Genomic DNA, 25,875 nt, shown 5'->3' on the forward strand with positions numbered 1-25,875 from the left:
AGGTGTCACGTCCTTCGGGAGCGACCGATGTCGCGACGCCCGACCTGCCCGGCAAGACCGTGAAATCCGCACCGCCGCAACCGAAGCGCCGATCCGCCCTGGGCGGATCGGCCAAGGCGTGGCTGTTCGTCACCCCGGTGCTGCTCTCACTGGCCGTCGTGATCGGCTATCCGGTCGCCCGGGCGCTGTGGATGTCCTTCCAGAAGGACCAGGGTCTCGACAAGTCCACCGGTATGTTCACCGAGGGCGGCAGCGCCGGGTTCGACAACTACACGCACTGGATTTTGCAGCAGTGCACCGACTCGCTCGGCCAGACGGTCGACTGCCCGACCGGCAATCTCGGCGCGTCGTTCTGGTCGGCCATCGCCATCACCTTGCTGTTCACCGTGGTCACGGTGACGCTCGAGGCCACCATCGGGCTCGGCATGGCCGTCATCATGGGCAAGACGTTCAAGGGCCGCGCTCTGCTGCGCGCCGCCGTCCTCATCCCGTGGGCCATCCCCACCGCCGTCACCGCGCGGCTGTGGGAGTTCATGTTCCAGTACGACGGTGTGGTGAACCGGGTCCTCGGCACCCACATCCTGTGGACCGCCGACGAATGGCCCTCACGTTTCGCGGTCATCATCGCCGATGTGTGGAAGACCACCCCGTTCATGGCACTGCTGATTCTGGCGGGCCTGCAGGTCATTCCGGGCGATGTGTACGAGGCCGCCCGCGTGGACGGCGCCTCGGCCTGGCAGCGCTTCACCAATATCACGCTGCCGCTGCTGAAACCGGCACTGATGGTGGCGGTTCTGTTCCGCACCATGGACGCCCTGCGCCTGTACGACCTGCCGGCCATCATGACGCAGAACAGCCCGCACACCCGCACCATCTCCATGCTGGTGGTGGATCAGGTGCGCCAGGGCCCCAACAGCGCGTCGGCGCTGTCCATCATCACCTTCCTGCTCATCTTCGCCGTGGCGTTCCTGCTGGTGAAGGTATTGGGCGCCAATGCGGTTCGCACCCAGGAAGAACAGCGGGAGGCGCACTGATGAGCACCGATCTGGCCACCGAAGCCGTGTCGAAGCCGAAATCCCCTGCCGGGCAAGCAGTTCCGTGGACCAAACGACTCGCCTCCGGCCGCGTCTACCTGGGCGCGCTGATCGTCCTGGTCTGGGGCCTGGGACCGTTCTACTGGATGGTCGTCACCGCACTGCGCGACCCGGTCTACACCTTCGACAACACGCCGTGGCCGACACACGTCACCTTCCAGAACTTCAGCAATGCCTTCGACACCAGCCGCGGCAACAACTTCGGGCGCGCGCTGCTCAACAGCGTGGTCATCGGCTCGATCACCACGGCGGTCGCCCTGCTCATCGGTGTCATGGCCGCTTACGCATTGGCGCGACTCACCTTCCGCGGCAAGTACGTGGTCTCCGGGCTCATTCTGAGCGCGTCCATGTTCCCGGTCGTGGTGCTGGTGACGCCGCTGTTCCAGCTGTTCACCGATCTCGGCTGGATCGGCCACTACCAGGCCATGATCATCCCGAACATCTCGTTCGTGCTGCCCATGACCGTGTACATCCTGGCCTCGTTCTTCACCGAACTGCCCTGGGAGCTGGAGGAAGCCGCGCGCATCGACGGCGCCACCAAATTCCAGGCCTTCCGGCTGGTCATGCTGCCGCTGGCCGCGCCCGCCGTATTCACCACGGCGATCCTGGCTTTCATCGCCGCGGTCAACGAATACCTGCTGGCGAGCCTGCTCTCCAGCGACAAGACCGAACCGGTGACGGTCGCCGTCGCCCGGTTCTCCGGTAACGATCCGCTGGTCCAGCCCTATGCGGCGATCATGGCCGCGGGCACCATCGTCTCGATTCCGCTGGTGATCATGGTGCTGCTGTTCCAGCGCCGCATCATCTCCGGTCTCACCGCGGGCGGCGTCAAGAGCTGATCCCGCGTACACCCGGAATGACAGAGCGCGGCCCATGCGTCCATTAGCATGGGTCGCGCCGCGTCTGCGGCGCTGAAGTACGCAAGCTTTGTCGACGCTCCGGAAGGAGATGCTCGTGAGCTCGTCCCGTAAGCGGCGCCGTGAACAACCTGCGCCGTACGACACCCTGGCAGGGTGGAACGAGCTCCCGACCAGCCCCCTCCCCAAGCAGACCGGGCAGAGCAGCAAGCCGCGGCGACGCCCCAAACCAGCCGAAAAGTCCACGGCCACACCACGTCCGGCGCGGCCGCGCACACCCAGAACGCGCGCTCAACGCATTCGGCAGGTGATCACCGCACTGTTCGTGATCTTCTTCGTCCTACCCACGCTGCTGCTGGGACTCGCGTACTGGAGCGCCGAGATCCCCGATCCGGCAGCGGTGCAGACCAATCAGATCGCCACCATTCTCGCCGCCGACGGCACCAGCGTCATCGCGAAGGTCGTTCCGCCGGAAGGCAATCGGATCCCGGTACCGCTGACCGACGTCCCCGAATCGGTGCGCCTGGCCATGCTCTCGGCCGAGGATCGCAACTTCTACAGCAATCCCGGCTTCTCCACCGCGGCCTTCGCCCGCGCCGCCCGGGACAATCTGCTCGGCAAGGAAGACGCCGGCGGCGGCTCCACGATTACCCAGCAGTATGTGAAGAACGCCTTCCTGAGTTCCGAACGGACCCTGAGCCGCAAGATGCGCGAGCTCATCATCTCCGCGAAGATGTCCCGCGAATGGAGCAAGGACGACATTCTCGCCGCCTACCTCAACACCATCTACTACGGCCGCGGCGCGTACGGCATCTCCGCCGCCGCCAAGGCCTACTTCGGCAAACCGGTACCGGAACTGACCGTCGCCGAGGGTGCGGTGCTCGCCTCCGTGGTGCGCACCCCCTCGCTGCTGGACCCGGAAACCCATCTGGATCAGCTGCGCGCCCGCTGGACCTATGTGCTGGACGGCATGGTGACCATGGGCGCGCTCACCAAGAACGACCGCGCCGCAGTCCAATTCCCGGTCATCGTCCCCGCCACCCAGATGGACGACAGCATTCCGCGCGGTCCGGAAGGACTCATCCGCACCCAGGTGCTGCGCGAACTGCGCTCCTCCGGCATCAGCGAGCAGGAACTCAATACCGGTGCGCTGCAGATCATCACCACCATCGACGCCCGCGCCCAGCAGGCCGCGCTCAATGCCGTCGGCACTGTGATGGGCGGGCAGCCGGGTGAACTGCGCACCGCCGTGGTGTCGGTCGATCCGCGATCGGGCGCGGTGCGCGCCTACTACGGCGGCCCCGACGGCATCGGCATGGACTTCGCGCAGGCGCCGCTGCAAACCGGTTCCGCCTTCAAGACTTTCGCGGTGCTGGCGGCGCTGCAGCAGGGCATCACCATGTCCTACCCGCTCGACAGCGCGCCGGTCACCGTCAACGGCGAGAAGATCCAGAATGTCGGCGGCGAATCCTGCGGCACCTGCCCGCTCAGCGAGGCGTTCAAGCGATCGCTCAACACCAGCTTCTACCGGCTGACCCAGAGCCTGTTCGAGGGCCCGAAAGCCATTGCCAATGCGGCACATCAGGCCGGCATTCCGGATCAGATTCCCGGTGTCGCCGGTAAATCGCTGTCCGAGGACGGCGCCGCGCCGCTGCCCGCCATCGTGCTGGGCGCGTATTCGGTGCGGCCGATCGATATGGCCTCGGCCTACGCCACCATCGGCGCGTCCGGCACGTACCGCGCGCCCTACTTCGTGCAGAAGGTGACCACCGGCGACGGCCGGGTGCTGCTCGATCGCGGGGCCGACCCGCAGCAGGGCGAACAGCGCATCCAGGCCTCGGTGGCCGATACCGTGTCGCAGGCCATGCTGCCGATCGCCGCCTACTCCAATAATCACAATCTCGCGGCCGGGCGACCCTCCGCCGCCAAGACCGGGACCACCCAACTGGGCGACACCGGACAGAACAAGGATGCCTGGATGGTCGGATTCACCCCCTCGCTCTCCACCGCCGTATGGGTGGGAACCGAACAGTCGCAACCGATTCACACCGCGCGCGGATCGGCCATCTACGGCTCCGGCCTGCCCTCGGACATCTGGAAGCAGACCATGGACGGCGCGCTGGACGGCACCCCGATCGAGCAGTTCCCGAATTCGAATCCGCTGCCCGGCGCGCCGCCCGCCAGTGGAAATTACGACATTCTCAACCCCGCTCCGGGGCCGGCACAGGATCCGGTGGTGGTGATTCCACCCGCCCCGGCGCCACGGCAGGTGGAGATCTTCCCCGGCCTCAGCATCCCGGTTCCCGGTTAGCCACAGAGTTGTTGATCATGAATCGCGACTACCGGACCCATCCGCCCCCGGCCACGGATATTGTGGAATCGGCCACCGGTGCCATCGACTCCGGACATCGGTGGCAGGATGCGGGTTGGGAGCAGGGTGGGGTCGGAGACAGCACGAGACTTAGGGGCGACGCCGGTGGATTTCAATGTTGTTGAACGCCACGAAACGCTGGTGGCCGGAACGGTGCTACGCAGCCCGGCGCTGGCTGTCGAAGGGCCGCGCCGCGCCAAAGTAGAGGAAGCCTGGAAACAGAACCTCTCGCGCAGCCTGCCCGGACCACCCGCGACCGCATATGTCGATCACGCGCCCGAGATCGGCTCGTATCTGACCCATATCGTCGGCTACAAGTGCGAGACCCTGGACGACCTGCTGCCCGGCGATGTGCTGGCGCGCGTCCCCGCGGGTACTTTCGCGCTGTTCACCCGCACCGGCGAGAATCTGGGCGACACCATCGCCTCCGTCTGGCGCACGGTGTGGGATCTGGAGGCCTCGGGCACGCTGGTCCGCGCGTATACCGGGGATTTCGAACGGTATCCGGACCCCCGGACCGTAGAGGTTTTCGTCGCGCTGCACCCCGGCGCGGAGGGATAGAGGCCGTGGATTTCGAGATCATCACCCTAGACGCGTTCTTCATCGGCGGGCTCACCATCCCCCTCACCGGCCGGGAAGTCACCGCACGCGACCTCGATCTGGTCAACTTCACCTGGGACCGCTACCTGGCCCGCGAGAAGAAGGTGGAACGCGTCGCCGCGTATATCGGCCAGAACGACCATGCCGTAGCGGTACTCGGCTACGAACTGGCCGGACTCGACCAGCTCGACATCGGCGACGTCCTCACCCGAATCCCGACCGGGCGCTACGCCAAATTCGTGGTCTCCGACAAGCCCTACGACCTGCTCCGCACCGCCTGGGCCAAGGTCGCCAAGGCCGAAAACGCCGGAACCATCACCCGATCCCACACCGCGGAGATCGAGCGCTACACCGGGCCGACCTCCGTCGAGGTCTACGTCTCCCTCGACTAGCCCGAGACCGACCAGTCGAAAAGCAAAGTGCCGCCCCGCGATTACATCGCGGGGCGGCACTGCTGCTGGGGGAGCTGGTCGTGCCCCAATTGCATTGCGGCAGGCCCTTGCTCGCGACGGCCGGGCGGGTCGCCTACGGCAAAGCCCGGTCGCACCAACCACTTCGGGGATTCCGGGGCCTGCCCTGAAAGTTCCCGAGAGTCGGCCCGACCGGGCTTCCCTCACCTGCTCCGAGTTGCCTCGGGTTCGGCTTATTCGGCGCCGATGATGAACGCTTCGAGCTGCTCGCGGGCGATGTCGTCGGCCAGCTGCTTCGGCGGGGACTTCATCAGGTACGCCGAAGCCGGGATGACCGGTCCGCCGATACCGCGATCGAGGGCGATCTTGGCGGCGCGGACGGCGTCGATGATGATGCCGGCCGAGTTCGGGGAGTCCCACACCTCGAGCTTGTACTCCAGGTTCAGCGGCACGTCACCGAAGGCGCGACCCTCGAGACGCACGTACGCCCACTTGCGGTCGTCCAGCCAGCCGACGTGATCGGACGGGCCGATGTGCACATTGCCCGCGCCCAGATCCTTCTTCAGGTTGCTGGTGACAGCCTGGGTCTTGGAGATCTTCTTGGACTCCAGGCGCTCGCGCTCGAGCATGTTCTTGAAGTCCATATTGCCGCCGACGTTCAGCTGCATGGTGCGGTCGAGCTGCACACCGCGGTCCTCGAACAGCTTGGCCATCACGCGATGCGTAATGGTCGCGCCGACCTGGGACTTGATGTCGTCGCCGACGATCGGGATGCCCGCGTCGGTGAACTTCTTGGCCCACACCGGATCCGAGGCGATGAACACCGGCAGCGCGTTGACGAAGGCAGCGCCCGCGTCGATGGCGCACTGCGCGTAGAACTTGTCGGCCTCTTCCGAACCCACCGGCAGGTAGGAAACCAGCACGTCGACCTTGGCGGCCTTCAGTGCGGCAACCACATCGACCGGCTCGGCCTCGGAGAGCTCGATGGTCTCCGCGTAGTACTTGCCGATGCCGTCGAGGGTCGGGCCGCGCAGCACGGTCACATCGGACGGCGGCACATCGGAGATCTTGATGGTGTTGTTCTCGCTGGCGAAGATCGCGTCGGAGAGGTCGAAACCGACCTTCTTGGCGTCGACATCGAACGCGGCGACGAACTTCACATCGCGAACGTGGTAGCGACCGAACTTGACGTGCATCAGGCCGGGCACAGTCGCGGTCTCATCCGCGTCCTTGTAGTACTGCACGCCCTGAACCAGGGACGATGCGCAGTTACCCACACCTACGATGGCCACGCGAACTTCGATGGCGCCCTCAGCCGTGTTGATTTCACTCATGGCCGATATTTCCCTCTTTCTGTGGTGCCGCCTTCGTCGATTGCTCCGCAGCAATCAACTCGTTGAGCCAGCGCACTTCGCGCTCGCTTGATTCGAGACCGAGTTGATGGAGCTGGCGGGTGTAGCGATCCAGTTGCCCGCTGGCTCGTTTGATCGCCTCCCGCAGTCCTTCTCGGCGCTCCTCGACTTGCCTCCGGCGCCCCTCCAAGATCCGCATTCTCGCTTCCGCGGGGGTGCGGCTGAAGAAAGCCAGATGAACGCCGAAGCCGTCGTCGGTGTAGTTCTGTGGTCCCGTATCGGCCAGGAGCTCGGCGAACCGCTCCCGGCCGGTGTCAGTCAGCTGGTAGACCCGCCGCGCACGGCGTGTTGCCAACCCCTGCGGACTCTCCTCCGCAATGAGACCGTCGGCCTGCATACGCCGCAGGGTCGGGTAGAGCGACCCGTAGGAGAAAGCCCGGAAGGGGCCGAGCAGACCGGTCAATCGCTTGCGCAGCTCATAGCCGTGCATGGGCGATTCGAGGAGCAGCCCGAGGATTGCCAACTCGAGCACCGGGCCTCACCCCCTCCTGACTGTTCTTTTCAGACCTAACCGATGGATGCAGTTCCAAACTATATCGCGCCGATATAGTTTTCGTGCACTCCCGGAGCAGTCGGCGCCTGACGGAACCCTGAGAGTCACGCTGGGGCGTGCGGGGTCCGCTACCCCGCAAGTACTCTGGGACGCGTGCGAATACAGCGGCAGGTAGTGGACTATGCGCTTCGGCGCCGGTCGCTGCTGGCCGACGTCTATGCCGGACGCGTGGACGTGTCCGAAGTCTGTGACGCGAACCCGTATCTCCTGCGCGCGGCGAAGTTCCACGGACGCGGGAGCGAGGTCACATGCCCTATCTGCCGGAAAGAGCAGCTGACTCTCGTATCGTGGGTCTACGGTGACGGGCTGGGCCCGGTAGCCGGCTCCGCCCGCACGCCGGAGGAGTTGATCCGGCTGGCCGAGTCTCGCGAGGAGTTCTCGGTGCATGTGGTCGAGGTATGCCGGACCTGCAGCTGGAATCATCTGGTGCAGTCCTATGTGGTGGGCCAGACCCCGGCGCCGGGGCGCCGCCGTACCGGCAACCGCCGCCGCGCGGCCGAGTGAAGGACCACGACGACTGCTGACTTGGCGGGCACACGTGTGCCCGCGCGGCCTTTCCGGCCGCATCGAGCAAGGACCGTACCGAGTAGTTATTGGAGAGCCAGGCTGTGACATCGCCCTATGACGACGGACCGCAAGGCGGCCGCCCCCAGCGTGGCGGTTCGCAACCCGGCCCCGGCGGCTACCCGCCGCCTCGACCGGGCGGGCCGCCGCCAGGGGCACGTCAGCCGCTGCCTCCGCGTCAGGGGCAGGGTCCTGTTCCCGGTCGTGGACCGGCGCCCGGTCCGGGCGGACTGCCGCCGCGCGCCCCGGGCGGGCAACCGCCGCGCGCACCCCTGCCGCCGCAGGGCGGACAGCCGCGCCGTCCCGGACCGCCGCCGCCGCGCGCCGGCTCCGATGCCACGCAGGTGGTGAACACCGGCTCCAGGCAGGCTGTGCCGGAACATCTTCAGCGCGCCGCCACCTCCGACCGCGCCGAGCGGGCCGCCGATCGCACTCCGCGAGTGGCGAATCGGGCGGCGGGAGGTGCAGGCGCCGGAACGCGTCCGCGCCCTGCCGACGACCGCACCCGCCAGTTGCCGGGTTCGGACTCCGGCGCGTCGCGGCGAGTGCAGGGCGGCCCGCCGTCGGGTCCGCCGCCGCGGCGTCCCGGTGGTGAGGGTCCCGGCGGCGGTGGCGGAAGTCGCCGGCCGAAGAAGCGTTCGACGTGGAAGATCGTCCGGCGCGTCCTCTACATCTGCATGGCGCTGTTCATCGTGGCGCCGAGTACCGCGTTCCTGGTTGCCTATTCGACCGTGGACGTGCCGAAGCCCGGTGACCTGAAGACCAATCAGGTGGCCACCATCTTCAATGCCGACGGCACCACGGTGCTGTCCAAAGTCGTTCCGCCGGACGGCAACCGGTCCGATGTGAGCATCGATCAGATTCCGCCGACCCTGCGCAATGCGGTGATCGCCGCCGAGGATCGCGACTTCTACACCAATCCGGGCTTCTCCATCTCCGGCTTCGTCCGCGCCGCACGCGACAATGTGATGGGCAAGGCCAGTGCCGGTGGTGGTTCCACGATTACCCAGCAGTATGTGAAGAACTCGATGGTCGGTGACGAACACTCGCTGACCCGAAAGATGCACGAGCTGGTGATCTCGGCCAAGATGGCGCGGCAGTGGTCCAAGGACGACATTCTCACCGCGTACCTGAACACCATCTATTTCGGTCGCGGCGCGTACGGCATCAATGCGGCGGCCAAGGCCTACTTCGACAAGAAGGTCTCGGACCTGGATGTCGCCGAGGGCGCCATGCTGGCCGCCACGATTCAGCAGCCGTCCAATCTGGATCCGGAGAAGAATCCCAAGGGTGCGCAGCAGCGCTGGAACTATGTGCTCGACGGCATGGTGTCCGGCGGCAATCTCTCGGCCTCCGATCGCGCGGGTATGCAGTATCCGCAGGTGATTTCGGGCGCCAAGGCCGCGGGTGACAATACGCTCGACAGCGGCCCGGAGGGCTTGATCAAGACGCAGGTCCTCAAGGAGCTCGAGGCCGCCGGCATCAGCTCGCGGGAGCTGAATACCGAAGGCCTGCAGGTCACCACGACCATCGATGCGAAGGCGCAGCAGGCGGCCATCGACTCGGTCAACAAGACCATGGACGGCGAACCCGACATCCTCCGCACCGCGGTGGTTTCGGTGGATCCGAAGACCGGCGCGGTGCGCGCGTACTACGGCGGCTCCGACGGTCAGGGCTTCGATTTCGCGAATGCCGGTCTGCCGCCGGGCTCTTCGTTCAAGGTGTTCGGCCTGGCCGAGAACCTGGAGATGGGCAAGCCGCTCTCGACGATGTACGACTCCTCGGCCGTCACCGTGAACGGCATCAAGATCAGCAACGTCGCCAATGAGACCTGCGGCACCTGCACCATCGCCGAGGCGCTCAAGCGATCGCTGAACACCAGCTTCTACCGCATGGAGCTGGATATGCCGGGCAACGGCCCGCAGAAGATCGCCGATATGGCGCACAAGATGGGCATCCCGGAAAACATTCCGGGCGTGGGCAAGTCGCTCACCGAGGCGGACGGCAGCGGCCCCAACAACGGCATCGTGCTGGGGCAGTACCAGGTGCGGGCCCTCGATATGGCGTCCGCGTACGCCACCTTCGCGGCCTCGGGCGTCTATCACGCACCGCACCTGGTGCAGAAGGTTGTGACCTCCGACGGCACGGTGCTGCTGGATCGCGGCGATGTCGCGGGCGAGCAGCGTGTCGCCGCGGCGGTCGCCGACAATGTCACCGACGCCATGAAGCCCATCGCGGCGTACTCCCGCAATCACAACCTGGCCAACGGCCGCGAATCCGCGACCAAGACCGGTACCAACCAGCTCGGCGACACCGATGAGAACCGCGACGCCTGGATGGTCGGCTTCACCCCGGAGCTGTCGACGGCGGTATGGGTCGGCACCGAACAGGGCGTGAAGTTGCGCAATGCCAACGGTGTTCAGATCTACGGTTCCGGTCTGCCCGCCGATATCTGGAAGGGCACCATGGACGGTGCGCTGAAGGGCGTGCCGAACAGCAAGTTCCCCAAGCCGGCCCCGATCAACGGGCAGGCGGGTGTGCCCTCGTGGTCCGCGCCGTACACCGCGCCCTCGACCACGGAGGCGCCGGTGCTGCCGCCGGTGGTCACCCAGAGTCAGGTGGAGATCCTGCCCGGTATCACGATTCCGGTGCCCGGTCTGGCGCCGAATCCGCAGAACCAGCAGCGCTCACAGCCGCAGCAACAGCAGTCGCAGGATCCCGGCGCGGGTCCGCTGCCCGGGCAGCCCGTCGCACCGGCCGACGGCGGCGCCGCCGTGACCACCACGCCCAATGCGAACGGTTACGGAAACGGCGGTTACGGCAATGGAAATGGGAACGGCAACGGCAACGGGTCCCCGCGTAGTCGGTAGCCTCGAGCCGTGATCGAGGAAGTGGAGCACCGGCCGACCGCGAGTGGCGAGTCGGCCGGTGGCGCATCGCAGCTGTCGTACGTCTCCCCCTCGCCGCTCGCCGCGGATCTGCGGTCGGTGGACGACCGGGACAAGCCGAGCCGCACCGATACCCTGACCGCGCAGCTGTGCGATCTGATCGGCGGCCCGGTCGGCGATCACGCGGTGATCGGCCGGGTCCGGTTCTGGACGCCCATGCGGGTGCTCATGGCCTTCGCGGTGCTGTTCCTCGCGCTGAGCTGGTTCGGGAAGGCGGGCTGTATTCAGCAGCGTCCCGATGCCGACGGCGTGCTGGGACTGGATTGGAACAACGGCCGCCAGTACGTGGCCATGTGCTACTCGGACACGGTGCCGCTCTACGGCGCAGAGCATTTGAACGAGGGCGCGTTCCCGTACAAGAAGCAGTGGACCGATTTCAGCGCGGACGGTAAGCCGCAGGTCCGGTACATGGAGTATCCGGTGCTGTCGGGTCTCTACCAGTACGCGGCCATGGGAATCGCCAAGGCGTGGAAGCAATCTCCGCTCCCGGGCGCGCTCGAGGTGGTCATCTACTTCAATGTGGTCGCGGTCGGCCTGGCCCTGGCGTGGCTGGTGACAGTGTGGGCCTCAGCGCAATTGGCGGGGCGGCGGGTGTGGGATGCCGGGCTGGTGGCGCTCTCGCCCCTGGTGCTGGTGCACGCGTTCACCAATTTCGACACGCTCGCAACGGCTTTCGCGGCCGCCGGCCTGCTGGCCTGGGCGCGGCGCAGGCCGGTGCTGGCGGGCATATTGCTCGGGCTCGGCGGCGCCACCAAGTTGTATCCGCTCTTACTGCTGGGTCCGATTCTCATTCTGTGCCTGCGGGCCGAGCGCCTGGGCGAGGACGATTCGCGCTGGGGCGGTCTGCGACCGCTACGGGCCGGCGGTGCAGCGGCGGCTGCGGCGGTGATCACCTGGCTGGCGGTGAACGCGCCGATTGCCGTCCTGTACGACCAGGGCTGGCGAGAGTTCTTCCGGCTCAATACCGATCGCCATGCCGACCCGGATTCGGTCTACAACGTGATCAGCTCGTTCACCGGCTGGCAGGGCTTCGACGGGGTGCTCAAATCCACGGATACACCGACGATTCTGAATCTGGTGTCGCTGCTGCTGTTCGTCATCGCGTGCGCGGGCATCGGCTGGATCGGTCTGACCGCCGCCCGCCGACCCCGCCTGGCGCAGTTGGCTTTTCTGGTGATCGCGGCCTTCCTGCTGACCAATAAGGTGTGGAGCCCGCAGTATTCGCTGTGGCTGGTGCCGATTGCCGTGCTGGCGCTACCGCAGCGGCGAATCCTCTTGGCGTGGATGACCATCGACGCACTGGTGTGGGTACCGCGCATGTACTACTACCTGGGCACCGACCGTAAGGGCCTGCCCGAGCAGTGGTTCACCACCACCGTCGCGCTGCGCGATCTCACGGTGATCGCCCTGTGCTTCTTGGTGATTCGACAGATCTACCGGCCCGAACACGATCCGGTGCGCCGGGACGGCGCGGACGACCCCGGCGGTGGGCTGCTGGATCGCGCACCCGATCCGGAGCATCCGTGGCTGCCGCCGCTGCTGCGGCCGAGAACATTGGTCACCGCCACTTAGCCCGGCAGGACTCGGCCCCGCACTCATTCCGAGTGCGGGGCCGAGTTGACTCTGGTGTCTGCCGGACCTAGATCTTCAGGAAGCGGCCGAGCTGGGGTACCGCCTCGCCCGGATGCTTGGCCTGGAAACCCTCACCGATCGCTTCGAGCTTCCATTCCTGACTGCCGTTCGGGCGGTAGACCTTGGCCATGGCCATGGCGGTGAAGTTCGCGCCGCCGGGCAGGGTGAAGCGCGCCAGTTCGGCATTGTTGGTGCCGTCGACCAAGCGGCAGAAGGCATTCGCCAGCTGTTCGAAGGTGTGCCCCTTGTAGGAGGTCACAATGAACACCAGGGTGGTGACCTGCGCGGGAAGGCGGGTGAGGTCGACCAGGATGACCTCGTCGTCGCCATCGCCCTCACCGGTGAGATTGTCGCCCTGGTGGCGCACGGAGCCATCCTTGGAGGCGAGGCTGCCGTAGTAGACGACATCCACCGGACTCGCACCGGCGAACATCACCACCGAGGCGTCGAGATCGACGTCGGGAGCGCGGTTTCCGAACATGCCGCCACGCTTGACCGGGTCCCAGCCGAGCCCCATCTTCACGTAGGTGAGGGCCGCGCCGCCCTCTTTACGCAGGTTGATGCGTTGACCCTTGACCAGGCTGACGGCGTGGTTGTTCGGCAGATCACGATCGGCGGCCGGTGCGGGGGACTGCCCCGGGCCGGATCCGTATCCGGGCGGGGGCGGATAGCCCTGCTGTGGATAGCCCTGCGGCGGAGGGGGATACCCCGACCCCTGGGGCTGAGGCGGATACCCCGGACCCTGGGGCGGATAGGCGCCGGGCGCCGAATAGCCCTCGTTGGGGTCGGCCGTCGGATAACCGACGGTGGGCGAGAATTCGGCCGGGGCGGGCGGCGGATAACCACCGGTCGGCGCGAACTGCGGGTTCGGCGGAGGCGGCGGATAGCCCGCCGCGGGCGCGTATTGCGCGGCCGGCGCGGCGGCGGGCGCAGCGGACTGCGACTCGCTCACCTGCACACCGTGATCGGTGACCAGCGCACCGAATCCGCCCGCATAGCCCTGGCCGACCGCGCGCACCTTCCAACTGCCCTGCCGCCGATAGACTTCCAGCGCAATGACGATGGATTCGGCCTGCAGTCCCTCGATCCGGTACTCGAACAGGGTGTTTCCGCCGGTATCGGCGACCCTGGCGACAGCCGGGGCGATGCCGCCGAAATTGCTCCCGGGCTCGTCGAGGGTGACGACCGCGCGAATCTGCTCGATATCGGCGGGCACCGCGGCCAGCGAAATCACCAGGGCGGCGGGCTGACCGGACGCACCGGGCTGCAACTTCACCCCGGGCCCGTTCGGCTGATTGAAGAACACGAAGTCGGCATCGGACCGAACCTTGCCGTGCTCGGTGACCAGGAGCGCGGACAGATCCGCGGGTGCGGCGATCTGCACGCTGATCACCACATCGTTGACATTCAAAGGACCGTTCTGGCCCTTCACCAATGCTGCGGCCAAGGTCGACCCTTCACTCGTCGGTGCTGACAGAGCCACTCTACGAGAAATCGCCGACCCGGTGGTGGTCGATGCGCAGTCGCTCACGACTGCCCGGGGGAATGTGCACGCTGAACTTGAAACCGCGCTGAGCTGGCGCAATGCGTTCGGCTGCCGAGCCGGTCCGGCCGTGGAGCCGCACGGTGCCGGCGGGAGCGCCGGGCACCTGGGAGCCTCGGTGAGGAAGCTGAGAGTCTGCGATGAGGGCCATTTCCGAATCCGATGAATCTCGTTGGGAGCGATAATGTTCCGGGCAAGAATTATGCCCACGGCACCGATCTGCACAAACCGTTATTCGCGTTCCTTCCAGAATAGCAACCAAACCATTGATGCCGCGAATTTGCTGACCCTCGAGTTCGACTTCAGATCGACTGAGTGCCTACACCAGTCAGGGCACGCCAAAAGTTTGCTGACATTACGGCTGTCCGCCGCCTGCCCATGGCAGTATCGATCGCGTGAGTAGCGGTGAGGTCGAGCCGGCGGAAGGGCACGAGAAGTATCTGCGCGCCTTCCGGCATCCAGCCGTGTCCAGAGCCCAGTTGGAGGATCTGCTCGATGCGGTAAATGGCTTCCTCGACACCATTACTCCCGGTGAAGGGGAATTCGTACCGCAGGGCGGCTGGGCGCCGGAATCGACGGCCATGGCCTTCCAGATCGGCCGTGCGGTCGAGCAGGTCCTCACCGAGCGGGAACAGGCCGAGCGGGAATTGCTGCACCGCCGTGAGATTCGAGATCGCCTGGTCGTAGCCCTGGACGCGGTGCTGGACTGCCTGCGCTCCCTGCCCGATCTTGCCGAGGCCGAGATCGCGCTGGGCACAACGGCAGTCAATGAAGGTTTCCAGGTATTCGACGACGGGTCCGTCCGCACCACCGTGACGCAGGAGATCGGCGCGGATATGGGCGCGCTGGAGGCCCGGCGGGTCGAACTCGACGAGCAGATGACGGCGGCGGTATCGGCCCGTACCGGATTGGTCGACGACACCGCGGACCTGGTGCGAGATCAACTGGGAGTGGCCGATGTCGGTATCCCGTGGGTGATTCTGGAGGCCACGCGCGGCGGACTCGATGTGTCGGAGCCGTTCGAATTCGCCGCCCACCATCTGCCGGACTGCGAACTACGCGAACTCATGGTGCAGCTGGTCACCGATATCGAACTGGCACGCACGCTGGAGCACGAGACTTCCGAATAGGACACCGCCGAATAGCGACGCCACTGCCGAATAGCCCGAAACAGGCACTGTCGGCGCGCCGGGGTGCGAGGCTGGCTGCAGCCGTGCGAACCGGGCCTTCCGAGGGGAGAATTCGGTGAAGAAGCTGATCAATGATCCGGCCGACGTGGTCGACGCCGCCCTCGCGGGTATGGCCGCCGCCCATCCCGAGCTGCGGGTCGATGCGAAACAACGGGTTGTGGTGCGCGCCGACGCGCCCGTCGCGGGCAAGGTGGGCCTGGTCTCCGGGGGCGGGTCCGGGCACGAACCGCTGCACGCCGGGTTCGTCGGCCACGGCATGCTGGACGCCGCCTGTGCCGGGGAGATTTTCACCTCCCCGGTGCCGGACCAGATTCTGGCGGCCACCACCGCCGTGGATGCCGGGGCCGGGGTGCTGCACATCGTCAAGAACTACACGGGCGATGTGCTCAATTTCGAGATGGCCGCCGAACTCGCCGCGGCCGAGACCGGCGCGCAGGTGGCGTCGGTGGTGGTGAACGACGATGTGGCCGTGCAGGACAGCCTGTACACCGCAGGTCGCCGCGGTGTCGGCGCCACCGTGATCCTGGAGAAAATGGCCGGGGCCGCCGCCGAACAGCGCCGGCCGCTGACCGAGGTGGCGCGCATCGCCGAGCGGGTGAACAGTGAATCGCGCAGCATGGGCATGGCCTTGACCTCGGGCACGGTGCCCGCCGTCGGTCATCCGACCTTCGAATTGGGCGAGACCGAGATGGAGATCGGCGTCGGCATTCACGGTGAGCCCGGACGGCGGCGGGTGCCGCTGGCTCCGGCGCGGGAGATCGCCGCCATGCTCGTCGAGCCGATCCTCGCGGATCTGCCGTTCGCCCAGGGTGATCGGGTGCTCTGCTTTGTCAACGGCATGGGCGGCACCCCGCTCATCGAGCTGTACCTCATGTTCGACGAGGTGTCCCGCCTGCTGCGCGGCCACGGCGTCGAGGTCGTCCGCTCGCTGGTGGGTTCGTACATCACCTCGCTGGATATGGCGGGCTGCTCGGTGACGCTGACGCGGCTCGACGAGGAGCTCACCGCGCTGTGGGACGCACCGGTCCGCACTCCAGCACTGCGATGGGGGATCTGATGACGGTGGATGCGGGGGCCTGGGTGCGCGGATTCGCGGCTCTGATCGATGCGCACGCCGACGAGCTGACGGCGCTCGACGCCGCCATCGGCGATGCCGACCACGGCACGAATATGCAGCGCGGGATGTCGGCGGCCGTTGCGGCGCTGGATGATTCAGATGTGGGCGGGACAGCGGCCGAGGTGTGCAAGCAGACCGCCATGGTGCTCATTCGCACCGTCGGCGGCGCGAGTGGTCCGCTGTACGGCACGTTCTTCCTGCGGTTCGCCGGTGCGATTCAACCCGATACGGAGACAGCCGATTTCGCGCGCGCCTTTCGTGCCGGGCTCGACGGCGTGATTGCCCGGGGCAAAGCCGAACTCGGCGACAAGACCATGATCGATGCCCTCTCCCCCGCCGTGGATGCGCTCGACAAGCAGGTCGCGGCGGGTGCCGCCCCGGCCGAAGCGCTGGATGCGGCGGTCGCAGCCGCCGAATCCGGCAGGGACGCAACAACTTCCCTGCTCGCTCGCAAGGGCCGCGCGTCCTATCTCGGCGAACGCAGTGTCGGACACCAGGATCCGGGTGCGACCAGCGCCGCGCTGCTGGTGCTCGCCGCCCGGCAGGCCCTGCGATGATCGGCCTGGTCGTCGTCTCGCACAGCCGTCCCCTCGCCAGAGCGGCGGTTGCGCTGGCCACCGAGCTGTTGCCCGCGCAGGCGGTGCACATCGAAATCGCCGCCGGCTCATACGACAACAGCCTCGGCACGGATGCGGTCGCCGTGGCCGAGGCCATTACCGCGGCCGACAGCGGTGACGGCGTCCTCGTCCTCATGGATCTCGGCAGCGCGGTGCTCTCCGCCGAAACAGCGGTCGATCTCCTGGAGACCCCGGTTCGGGTCCGACTGTGCGCCGCGCCGTTCGTGGAGGGCCTGGTCGCCGCCCTGGCAATGGCGGGCAGCGGCGCAGACCTGGAGAAGGTGGCGCAGGAGGCCGAACACGCCTTGACCGCCAAGCGAACACAGCTCGGTGTGCTGACACGGCTGGATGATCCCGAAGGCGAATCCCCTGCGCCCTCCGATTCGATCGCACCGCCGGCCACCACCGCACCCCGCACCGTGGCCGTGATCGAGGTGACGAACGAGCACGACCTGCACGCCCGCCCCGCCGCCGAACTGGTAGCGGCCCTGCGAGATATCGATGCCGATGTCGAACTCCGCAATGCGACCACCGGCGCGGGCCCGGTCCCGGCGGACAGTCTGACCCGAGTGCTGACCCTCGGCCTGCTGTCCGGCCACCAATTGGAGGTATCGGCGCTCGGCCCGGAAGCGGCTGCGGCCATCGAGATCGTGCGCGCTTCGACCTCTGGACACTGAAGGACGCGCCGGTCCAGGTGGATTCGCCTGGATAACGCTGGGCCTCGCCCGGAGCCCGGCCGATGACCGCCTCGAGGGCCGGTGACCTGACCTCCTTTCGCCTGCCGAGGGACAGGGGCAAGATCGTGGGCATGACCCTGAAGGAGCAAGCAGTCACATTCCTCGGACTCCACCAGCCCGGCAATCCGGTGATTCTGCCGACGGTCTGGGATGCCTGGTCGGCGAAACTGGTGCAGGAGGCCGGTTTCTCGGCATTGACCGTCGGTAGCCACCCGCTCGCGAATTCCCTCGGCAAAGAGGACAAGGAGGGGATGACGTTCACCGAGGTGACCGCCCGCATTCGCGAGATCACCGCCGCCGTGACCGTCCCCGTATCAGTGGATATCGAATCCGGCTACGCCCAGAAGCCCGCCGACCTGATCAACGGGCTGCTCGACGCCGGCGCGGTCGGCCTCAATATCGAGGATTCCGTGCACAGCGAGGGCGGCCGCCTCCGCACCCCGCAAGAGCACGCCGACCTCGTCGCGGAGCTCCGCCAGGCCGCCGACACCACCGACGTCCACTTCGTGATCAATGCCCGCACCGACGTCTTCCTGCGTCAGGACACCGGCACCCCCGCCGAACGCCTCGAAAGCGCCCTCACCCGTTTACGTCTCGCCGCCGAAGCCGGCGCCGACGTTCTCTACCCGGTCGGCCGCCACGACCCCGAAACCCTCCGCACCCTCTGCACCGACCTCCCCCTCCCCATCAACGCCATCGGCATCCCCGCCGAAGCCAACCGCCCCGCCCTCGCCGAATCCGGCGTAGCCCGAGTAAGTTTCGGCCCCTTCCTCCAAAACGCCCTCACCGAACAAGCCAACACCCTCCTCACCCCCTGGCGCTGATTTGCGGCCGGGCCCACTACGGCCCGGCACCTTCGGCCCTCCGCCCCCGGCGACAAGGTTCGGGATCACTTCTTGCCGGGGATTTCCGGGGTCCAGGCCGGAGTTGCTCGTGCGTCTTGAAGGGCGGCGGCGAACGCGCCCTGGATATCACCGTGAAGTCCAGCGTCGCGTAGCCGGGCAAACCAGGCTTGGTCGATGTCGGCGACAGCCTTGCGGGCGGTGCGCACAGCACCCTGGCCTTTACTGGTCAGGACGATCAGCCGCGCGCGCCCGTCCGCCGGATCAGGCTGGCGCGCAAGGTAACCCAGCCCGATCAGACCGGTGACGAGTTCGCCCATCGATTGGTGGGTGATGCCGGCGCGGGCGGCCAGCGCGGTAAGCCGCGTGCCGTCCAGGTCGAGGTTGTAGAACACCGGATGGTGGGCCGCGGTGATATCGGGATAGCCGGCAGCATGCAGCGTCACGATGAGTTCGCTGACGATGGCCGCGCTGATGCCGCGCAGCAACGCAATGAGCGGCTGGTTCATTGTTGACACCTCTCGACATCATGCTGGTTCACACCTCGACAGTATGCAGGTTACCTGCCTATAGTTAGGCAGGTAACCTGCATAACAAGGTGGTCGCCATGCGCAAACCCAGTGCCGTCGTCGGCACCGTCGCCTTCTTCGTCCTCGCCCCCGGTACCGTCACCGGCCTCATTCCCTGGTGGATCTCACGCTGGGAATTCCATCAGCCCTGGCTCATCGCGCGGATCGCCGGCGCCGTCGTCATCGTCGCCGGACTGATCCCCCTGCTCAGCGCCTTCATCGAATTCGCCCGCGCGGCCGGCACGCCCGCGCCGCTGGCGCCCACCGAAACTCTCGTCGTGAGCGGCTTCAACCGCTACGTGCGCAACCCCATGTACCTCGGCGTCGTCGCCATCATCGCCGGACAATCGCTGCTGTTGGGCCAGCTTCCCCTGTTGGCCTACGCCGCTCTCGTCTGGGCCACCACCGCACTGTTCGTCCTCACCTACGAACAACCCACCCTCACCGCGCGGTACGGCCCGCAATACAAGCACTACCGCGCCGCAGTCCCGGCCTGGTTGCCCCGGCTACACCCTTGGCGCGCAGAGTGATCGGGCAATCATCTCGTGTAGCTCAGGCGGATTGATGTCCAATTGCCCACTCCTGCAATGACACCCGTCGCAGGCCGTAGCCGAAAAGGAATCAGCGGGCGCTCGAGCTCAGGAACCAGTCGAGGATTTCTTCGCCGGCTCGGATGCCGGTGGCGGTGGTGACGGTGAGGTTGGGGCTGGTCCAGTTCAGTTGTTCGAGTTCGCCGTGGCGGGGGCGGATGGCGGCGTCGGCGGTGCGGAGCATTTCCGCGTCGAGGGCGCCGTCGCCGGCGGCGAGTAGGCGGGAATCGGGGGATAGTTCGCCCGAATCGACAAGGCGGCGGCGGACTTCGGCGACTGCGCGGCTTTTGCAGACGGCGGCGGGCATGGTGTAGATCTTGCGGCCCTGCTGGGAGGCGGACCAGCCGCGGGGGCGGCACCAGGCATCCCATTCGGCGAGGAAGTCGGCGGGGAAAGTCGCCAGGTCGACGACCAGGTAGCAGAAGAGGTGGTCGGCTATGCGGAACCTCGTAGCCCAGGAATCGGCTGTGCGGCTGCGGAGTTCGGCGCTGATCTGGGAGAGGGTGGCGGCGGTGGTGCGGACCTCGGCGTCGAGGGCGGTGCGCCAGCGCATATCGGGGACGCCGTTGTCGAGGATATTGCCGCCATTGGTGGTGATGGCGTAGCGCCAGGGCGCACCAGGCAGGCCGATGCGCTTGAACTGCTTGATGGTTCGCGTGGTGGTCGGCACCACCGCTGCCGCGCCGGTGAGGGCGCCCATTCGGTCGACCGCGATATCGGTCATATACGACAGGGGTGCGCCCTCGTAGTGCTCGACGCAGAGTGCGGGCAGGTCCGGGGTGGCTCCGAAAGCATTGCGGGAGTAGATCATGGTGCGGTCCAGGTCGGTCGCCACCAGTGTTTCCCGGCGCAGCAGCCGTCGTCGCTCCGTCACTGGTTGCGCACATCCTTGATCAAGCCCATGCACGCGTAGGCGAGATCGGGAACCACCTCGACGGGAACGTCGCGAGCGGCTGCGAGCATGCGGATGTGTGCGTGTTCGGGAGCGTCGGCCTCCCGCACCAGCACCCGCCACGGCACCCGGCGCAGCAGTACCCGGGTCGTCTCTCCCACACCGGGTTTCACGAAATTCACGCTGGAGATGCCGTATGCGGCACGGACCTTCTCGACCGAGGCCCAGCCCGCCCAGGTGGGCGAGCGATCGGAGGTTCGAACGGACTCCAGCTGCGCGGCCACCTGCGGGCGCACCGTGTCGAAGGCCGCGGTGACGGCATCCAGTAGTCGGCCGGAGACATCGGCGTCGGCCAGTTCCCGATAGAACTTCGCGCCGTGGAAGTCGCGCGGGCCGATGAGGGTGTCATTGAGCACTGTCCGCGAAACCAGGCCGGAGACAGTGGAATTCAGGCAGGCGGAGGCGATGAGGAAGTCGTCGCGAGTGCCGTAGGTGCTGACACAGCTCCCCGGGTCGGCCAGCACCGCCAGATCGGGATTGAAGCGCGCCCCACCTGCCGCGTGGTAGGCGTCCAAGGCCTCGGCGAGCTCCTGCGTGATCGCACCCTTGCCGGTCCAGCCGTCCACGAAGACGATATTCGCCGGATCATGATGCCGGGCAAGATAATCCAGCGCCACCGCATCGATCCCGCGATCGCGCACGATGGACACCGCATAGTGCGGAATCTCCAGGCCCGGCGACCGCGACCGCAGCCACCGCCGCATCAGCACCCCCACCGGGGTACCCGCCCGAGCCAGCGAAACCAGCACCACCTCGTCACCGCGCTCCGCCACCACCAGCTCCGAAACCGTGGCCACGGCCAGCGCCAGCCGCTCCGCACTCTCGTCCAGCACCCGCTCGAACAGTTCCCGATACGCGGCATCCGGCTGATACTCGATAGGCAGCGACTCCGCATAGTGCGCGTCCCCCGCCTGAATCCGCTGCTCCCGTTCCGCCACATCGGCTTCCAGGTCCACCTCGGAAAGATCTTTCAGCAGCCAGGACACCTCATCCGCCGCATAGGACCCGAACTCCGGCCCGCGCAACGGTTCCGGCAATGCCCTGGCCTGCGCCGTATCCGGAGCGGCAGCATCACGATGAGCGTGTCCTGCCACCGCGGGACGTCGGCTGCGGTCGGCGTGCAGGGCCTGCGGGTCAGCGCCGGAGAGCACTGCCAGCACGACATCCGCGCCGGAGGCGGTCAGCACGTCGATCAGACCGCCCGCGCCGGTGAGGCGTTCGGTATCGGCGGGCTCGTCGACGACCACCAGCAGCACAGGGTCGACAGCGGCCGACTCCGGCCACTGCGCATTGTAGACGAAGCGCGGCGCGTCCTCGCCGAGTTCGGGTGCGGTGAAACGGAATCCGCGCCGCAGCGGGTACCCGGGTTCATCGAGCACATACGCCGGAGATCGCGTCGTCGTCTGGTACCGGGTCGGCACGCCACCGTCGGCCAGCGCCGCTGCCAGCCGCAAAGGCAGATACATGAACTCCTCGTGCGCGAGCACGATCACCGGACGCGGCGATGCCTCCTCGTCCGGCTGCCCTGCGACAAGTCCGGCCGCGAGATCAGTCTGTCCAGACGTATCGGCACGACCGAGCGTCGCACTCCCGGCAGGGTTCCGGTCATCCGCGCTGTGAACAGCCGCTGCGGGCGCATGATCGGAATCGACGCTGCTCCATGGCAGGTCGGAGATTCCGTTGCGCAGTGCGGCGACCGCACCGGACAGCGCGAGATCGAAGGCAGGGGTGTCGGTGTGCAGCGTGCCGTGTCTGCCGCCCTCGGGAACAGTTGACGGCCAAGGGAGTTCGAGCCGGGCGATGCGACCGCGGGTGGCGGCGATCGGGTTCAGTTCCGGGTCGGGCAGGGCGGCAACCGATTCGACGAGGTGCTCCGGCAGCAGTGTTTCGCCGGAGGCCAGGCAAACGGTGTCGATGCGGGCGCCCAGTTCGGTGGCGGCCACCTCGAAGGCGAGCCGGTCCGTCGCGGTGCGCATATCGACCAGTGACGCGAGGATGTAATGGGTGCGCGGGGTGAACGCGTGCAGGGCGCGTATGGCGTCGAGAGCGGTTGCGCCGGTGGAGATCTCATCGTCGACCAGCACCATCGGCAGGTTGTTGCGGAAGATCTCGGCGGGCGAGGGCTGTAGTAGATGCGAGGTAGCGTGCGAATGCCCCTCTTCGAAACCGGTGAGCGTCTCGGCCTCCGGCACCTCGCGCCGAGTCGAGTGCAGGTAGCACTGCGCTTCGATGCGCGCCGCGACGATGTGCCCCAGGCCGGTCGCGGTCTCAGCGAACCCGAGAACAACCGCGCCGATGCCCGGCCGATTCGATTGCGAGGCAGCGGATTCAGCGCCTGCCCGAGCGACCTCGACGGCTGGCACGGATTCTCCGCCCGCCCCCGCCTCGCCGATCTGGTGCGCGCCGAGCGCGGCGCGCACCAGATCGCCGAGCCGGTTCCCGGCATCGATGACCCGATGCGGATCGGTGGGCAGGTGCTTACCCAGGACGGTCGAAATCAGCAGGTGCGCCCGGCGCGGATTATTGTGCCGCAGTCCGGGTTCGATGAGCAGCGGGACACTCCAGTCGCCCGCGGGCACATAGGAGTCACCGTGGCGCACTCCCAGTCCGAGTTCACGGGTCGCCCAGGGCGCGGAAGTCACGATGCCACCAGCACTTTCAATAGATCCACGAAGGACACCCCGGTATTGGTGACCCCGAATACCCGGGCGCGCAGCAGCGTTTGCCGGGCCCAGCTGCGATGCGGGCGCATCTCGTTCATCTTGTTGCGGTATTCGGAGGCGGCGACGCCGCCGACGTCCTCGCGCAGAATGTCGAGCGCATCGAGGTACTCCTCGTGTGTCACGACCGAAAGTGCGTGCACCACAGCCACATGCGAGGGATGGATGACCGTCTTGCCCTGAATGCCGTTGGCGCGGTCCAGCGTGATCTCCCGCAGCAGCCCGTCGAGATCTCGGCTGACCAGGTACTGCCGGAACGGCACCGCATCGACCTCGGCGAACGGCGAGGTACGCAGCAGCGGGCGGAACATGCGCTCGTGATCGGCGAAGTACTCCCACACCGGCCCGGTGATGGTGAATCCCGTTCCGTCCGTACGCCCGAGGTAGTTCACGATATCGGCGATGACGTCGGCGACCACTCGCACGTCGTAGATGGTGAGATCGCGATCGCGGCGAATACCGAAGGTGGAGCACATATCCGTGGCTCCGATGCGCACCGCGAGCACCTGTTCCCGGCGCGCGGAGAGCATCGACTGGATGCGGTGCAGTTCGGTATCGCGGGTCTGCCGGTGCACCAGCGAGGGTGATTCCAGCACCGGCATGCCGAAGAGCGTGCGACCCAGGCGTTCCGACGCGGCATCGAGTGCGGCGAGGTAGTCCAGGCCGGAAACGCTGTCGAATTTCGGGAAGACGAAGCCGGTGAGCGCTCCCGACCCGGGTCCGAGCTGATCGATGATCTCGCCGACGGAGGCGGCATCGCGCACCCGGACGAACAGCAGCGGATACGGGTCCACACCCGCGCCCAGCTCCTCGATGGTGAGCGCGGCCTGCTTCTTCGCGAATTCCAGTTCGTGGTCGGCGACCGCGTCCTCGAGATCGATGACCATGGAGCACACACCGCGTTCGGCCCGCCGCACGATGGTGGCGGTGAGATCGGGACGGGTCGCGGGCACGTACAGCGTCGCCCCGAGCGCCATGGACAGCAGGTCGCGGTCGGTGGAGCCGCCGAAGGGTTCGGGCAGCTGATGGAAGAGCAGTCGCAGCTCAGGTCCGGGGACCTGCCGGAAGTGCCGCATCGGGAACCGTTTTCGGAGCGATATGGGCGCGAATCCCGGATAAGTGGTGATAACTCCGGTCATCGGCCCTCGTTCCTCCTACTGTTCGGTCGGCTATCTATCGGTTTTGCGCATGCGGTCGACAACACCCGTCAGAAACCCGGAAATGGCATCCAGTTCGGAGATGTAGGCCCAGTAGTCCGGATGTGGTCCGACCAGTCCGCCCGCCGCCCGTTCGAGGCGTTCGGCCTGGGCATCCAGGACCGAGCCCCACTGGGCGACAAGTCCGCTGTTCACCGCCAGCATCTGCGCGTCACGCAGTTTGAACCGGACGGTTTTGGCCTTCTCCTGCGGCTGCGCTCGCACCTCGCGCAGCAGGCTCAGCCGGTCGGTGACGGCGTCGGCCTGCTCCTCGGCGGTGGCGAGGAGGCCGCGGGCGGATGTGGTCAACTCAAGGGTTTGCTCCGGGTCGTTGTTCTGCAGGGCGGCCCGGGCTTTCGACAGTTCCGCAGCAGCGGCGTCGATGGCTCGGTGGGCTTGGCGCTCATTGTTCGCCAAATCCGCGGAACTTGCAGCGTTGAACTCTCGGAGCAGCGCGGACCGCGCCGGCGCGAGGCGTTCGGTACGGGTCTGCACGGCCGATAACCGGGTCCCCGCGGAGGCGAGTGCGGTGCTCGCCGAATGCTGTTTGCCCGGAGCCTCTTCCAGGGCCCTTGACAGCGATCGGGTATGCGCCTCCAATTCGGTCGCCGCCTGCCGCACCACCCCCGCCCCACCACCGGCAACTGCTCCCTCGAGTGTGACGAGAGCCTCATCCACGGCCGCCGCATACTGCCGCACCGAGGGGTACCCGGCGTACGGCGAGGCATCGGCGGCCTGCCGGGCCTGCTGCGCCGCGGACCGCACCTGCGCGACCAACTGCGGCACCGACGACAGCAGCGCCACCGAGTGCTCGAGGTGCGCCTGATTGGCGTGATAGAACTCGTCCACCCCGCGCGCGGCCTCGGCGAGCCGCCGCACCTGGGCGTCGATCTCGGGCTGCGGCACCGGGATTCCATCACGTTCGGCCTGGTCCAAGCGCTCGTTCAAGGCCAGATAGGCGCCCGCCGCGTCATAGCAGCGCGCCCGCACCCGCTCCCACTGCGCGGTCATACCGCGCTCCGGCGCTATCTGCGCGGAGGCCGCGACGGCATTCTCGGCAATGCTCTGCCGGGTGTCCATGTCCAGGAAGGCAGCGGTCAGCGCCTGCCGGGCCTGCTGCACCCACGCCGTGTCCCTCGCCGGGGTCCGGAACCATCCACGCTTACGGCCTGCCACGCCCCGATGTTAGGTGGCCGTTCACATCCTGGGCGACTGTGACGATGAACCCGGTGACATGTCGTGAGACAGGGTTGTCCCCCGCGATGTCCTCGGTTTGTTCGTGCGCAGGGCAGGTGTGAGCTACTAGGGTCGTACTTGCGGACTCCGGCAATTCGGACATGCCGCTGTAAAGCAGCTCTACC

At 67.0% G+C, this 25,875-nt stretch carries 23 protein-coding genes; 14 read left to right on the forward strand and 9 right to left on the reverse strand.

All coding sequences use genetic code 11. From position 1 onward, the window contains the following. Positions 1-98: 98 nt before the first annotated feature. The 5 genes from ABZX86_RS18860 to ABZX86_RS18880 all read left to right on the forward strand — a co-directional run bounded on the left by ABZX86_RS18860 (position 99) and on the right by ABZX86_RS18880 (position 5,314). On the forward strand, positions 99-1,034 hold the full coding sequence (locus ABZX86_RS18860; RefSeq protein ID WP_355125832.1) for a sugar ABC transporter permease: 936 nt from the start codon (positions 99-101) through the stop codon (positions 1,032-1,034). Further along, positions 1,034-1,933 carry a carbohydrate ABC transporter permease gene (locus ABZX86_RS18865; protein ID WP_355125075.1) on the forward strand — a complete coding sequence of 300 codons (900 nt, stop codon included), beginning with the start codon at positions 1,034-1,036 and terminating at the stop codon, positions 1,931-1,933. Before ABZX86_RS18860 ends, ABZX86_RS18865 begins: the two co-directional genes overlap by 1 nt. A gap of 109 nt (positions 1,934-2,042) precedes the next feature. Then, positions 2,043-4,262 (forward strand): transglycosylase domain-containing protein, encoded by a 2,220-nt coding sequence (locus tag ABZX86_RS18870; RefSeq protein WP_355125077.1) that lies wholly within the window; start codon positions 2,043-2,045, stop codon positions 4,260-4,262. 165 nt (positions 4,263-4,427) lie between these two features. Continuing rightward, the gene (locus ABZX86_RS18875) at positions 4,428-4,883 is read left to right on the forward strand and encodes a GyrI-like domain-containing protein (RefSeq protein ID WP_355125079.1); all 456 of its coding nucleotides are present in this window, start codon (positions 4,428-4,430) and stop codon (positions 4,881-4,883) included. A 5-nt stretch (positions 4,884-4,888) separates the two neighbouring features. Next, positions 4,889-5,314, forward strand: a complete 426-nt coding sequence (locus ABZX86_RS18880) for a GyrI-like domain-containing protein (protein ID WP_355125081.1) — start codon at positions 4,889-4,891, stop codon at positions 5,312-5,314. A gap of 251 nt (positions 5,315-5,565) precedes the next feature. Here ABZX86_RS18880 and ABZX86_RS18885 read toward each other — a convergent pair whose 3' ends face one another. Together ABZX86_RS18885 and ABZX86_RS18890 are read right to left on the reverse strand one after the other, a co-directional pair. Beyond that, entirely contained in the window at positions 5,566-6,666 is a 1,101-nt protein-coding gene (locus ABZX86_RS18885) for an inositol-3-phosphate synthase (RefSeq protein ID WP_355125083.1), read from the reverse strand. Then, entirely contained in the window at positions 6,659-7,216 is a 558-nt protein-coding gene (locus ABZX86_RS18890; protein ID WP_327142815.1) for a PadR family transcriptional regulator, read from the reverse strand. Before ABZX86_RS18890 ends, ABZX86_RS18885 begins: the two co-directional genes overlap by 8 nt. 165 nt (positions 7,217-7,381) lie before the next feature. Between ABZX86_RS18890 and ABZX86_RS18895 the strand changes: the two genes are divergently transcribed. The 3 genes from ABZX86_RS18895 to ABZX86_RS18905 all read left to right on the forward strand — a co-directional run bounded on the left by ABZX86_RS18895 (position 7,382) and on the right by ABZX86_RS18905 (position 12,381). After that, positions 7,382-7,801 (forward strand): DUF5318 domain-containing protein, encoded by a 420-nt coding sequence (locus ABZX86_RS18895; protein ID WP_327146323.1) that lies wholly within the window; start codon positions 7,382-7,384, stop codon positions 7,799-7,801. Positions 7,802-8,538: 737 nt separating this feature from the next. After that, the gene (locus ABZX86_RS18900) at positions 8,539-10,731 is read left to right on the forward strand and encodes a transglycosylase domain-containing protein (protein ID WP_355125834.1); all 2,193 of its coding nucleotides are present in this window, start codon (positions 8,539-8,541) and stop codon (positions 10,729-10,731) included. Between the two features lie 72 nt (positions 10,732-10,803). After that, positions 10,804-12,381 (forward strand): glycosyltransferase 87 family protein, encoded by a 1,578-nt coding sequence (locus tag ABZX86_RS18905; protein WP_355125836.1) that lies wholly within the window; start codon positions 10,804-10,806, stop codon positions 12,379-12,381. A 67-nt stretch (positions 12,382-12,448) separates the two neighbouring features. Here ABZX86_RS18905 and ABZX86_RS18910 read toward each other — a convergent pair whose 3' ends face one another. Both ABZX86_RS18910 and ABZX86_RS18915 read right to left on the reverse strand, forming a co-directional pair. After that, positions 12,449-13,888 carry a TerD family protein gene (locus tag ABZX86_RS18910; RefSeq protein ID WP_355125085.1) on the reverse strand — a complete coding sequence of 480 codons (1,440 nt, stop codon included), beginning with the start codon at positions 13,886-13,888 and terminating at the stop codon, positions 12,449-12,451. Between the two features lie 37 nt (positions 13,889-13,925). After that, positions 13,926-14,090, reverse strand: coding sequence for a hypothetical protein (locus ABZX86_RS18915; protein WP_355125087.1), 165 nt, complete (start codon positions 14,088-14,090; stop codon positions 13,926-13,928). A 289-nt stretch (positions 14,091-14,379) separates the two neighbouring features. Here ABZX86_RS18915 and ABZX86_RS18920 point away from each other — a divergent pair, with 289 nt between their 5' ends. The 5 genes from ABZX86_RS18920 to ABZX86_RS18940 all read left to right on the forward strand — a co-directional run bounded on the left by ABZX86_RS18920 (position 14,380) and on the right by ABZX86_RS18940 (position 18,469). Beyond that, positions 14,380-15,114, forward strand: coding sequence for a hypothetical protein (locus tag ABZX86_RS18920; protein WP_355125089.1), 735 nt, complete (start codon positions 14,380-14,382; stop codon positions 15,112-15,114). A 115-nt stretch (positions 15,115-15,229) separates the two neighbouring features. After that, positions 15,230-16,231, forward strand: coding sequence for a dihydroxyacetone kinase subunit DhaK (gene dhaK / locus ABZX86_RS18925; RefSeq protein ID WP_355125091.1), 1,002 nt, complete (start codon positions 15,230-15,232; stop codon positions 16,229-16,231). Next, the gene (dhaL, locus tag ABZX86_RS18930) at positions 16,231-16,848 is read left to right on the forward strand and encodes a dihydroxyacetone kinase subunit DhaL (protein ID WP_355125838.1); all 618 of its coding nucleotides are present in this window, start codon (positions 16,231-16,233) and stop codon (positions 16,846-16,848) included. The genes dhaK and dhaL overlap by 1 nt, the downstream gene beginning before the upstream one ends. After that, a complete protein-coding gene (gene dhaM, locus ABZX86_RS18935) occupies positions 16,845-17,585 on the forward strand; it encodes a dihydroxyacetone kinase phosphoryl donor subunit DhaM (RefSeq protein WP_355125093.1) in 741 nt (246 codons plus the stop codon). Before dhaL ends, dhaM begins: the two co-directional genes overlap by 4 nt. Before the next feature lie 131 nt (positions 17,586-17,716). Further along, a complete protein-coding gene (locus ABZX86_RS18940) occupies positions 17,717-18,469 on the forward strand; it encodes an isocitrate lyase/phosphoenolpyruvate mutase family protein (RefSeq protein WP_355125095.1) in 753 nt (250 codons plus the stop codon). A 65-nt stretch (positions 18,470-18,534) separates the two neighbouring features. Here ABZX86_RS18940 and ABZX86_RS18945 read toward each other — a convergent pair whose 3' ends face one another. After that, complete coding sequence (locus ABZX86_RS18945; protein ID WP_355125097.1) at positions 18,535-18,996, reverse strand: MarR family winged helix-turn-helix transcriptional regulator; 462 nt, start codon at positions 18,994-18,996, stop codon at positions 18,535-18,537. Positions 18,997-19,094: 98 nt separating this feature from the next. Between ABZX86_RS18945 and ABZX86_RS18950 the strand changes: the two genes are divergently transcribed. Continuing rightward, entirely contained in the window at positions 19,095-19,586 is a 492-nt protein-coding gene (locus tag ABZX86_RS18950; protein ID WP_355125099.1) for an isoprenylcysteine carboxylmethyltransferase family protein, read from the forward strand. A gap of 91 nt (positions 19,587-19,677) precedes the next feature. On the opposite strand, the gene ABZX86_RS18955 is transcribed toward ABZX86_RS18950, so the two are convergent. From ABZX86_RS18955 to ABZX86_RS18970, 4 genes are all read right to left on the reverse strand, one after another. Continuing rightward, the gene (locus tag ABZX86_RS18955; RefSeq protein ID WP_355125840.1) at positions 19,678-20,457 is read right to left on the reverse strand and encodes an HAD family hydrolase; all 780 of its coding nucleotides are present in this window, start codon (positions 20,455-20,457) and stop codon (positions 19,678-19,680) included. A 59-nt stretch (positions 20,458-20,516) separates the two neighbouring features. Further along, positions 20,517-23,240: a phosphoribosyltransferase domain-containing protein gene (locus tag ABZX86_RS18960; protein ID WP_355125101.1), complete on the reverse strand. Its 2,724-nt coding sequence runs from the start codon at positions 23,238-23,240 to the stop codon at positions 20,517-20,519. Continuing rightward, on the reverse strand, positions 23,237-24,394 hold the full coding sequence (locus ABZX86_RS18965; RefSeq protein ID WP_355125842.1) for an HpcH/HpaI aldolase/citrate lyase family protein: 1,158 nt from the start codon (positions 24,392-24,394) through the stop codon (positions 23,237-23,239). The genes ABZX86_RS18960 and ABZX86_RS18965 overlap by 4 nt, the downstream gene beginning before the upstream one ends. Positions 24,395-24,487: 93 nt before the next feature. After that, on the reverse strand, positions 24,488-25,690 hold the full coding sequence (locus ABZX86_RS18970; RefSeq protein ID WP_355125103.1) for a hypothetical protein: 1,203 nt from the start codon (positions 25,688-25,690) through the stop codon (positions 24,488-24,490). Positions 25,691-25,875: the final 185 nt, after the last annotated feature.

It is taken from the genome of Nocardia sp. NPDC006630 (assembly GCF_040611495.1).
Classification (GTDB): domain Bacteria; phylum Actinomycetota; class Actinomycetes; order Mycobacteriales; family Mycobacteriaceae; genus Nocardia.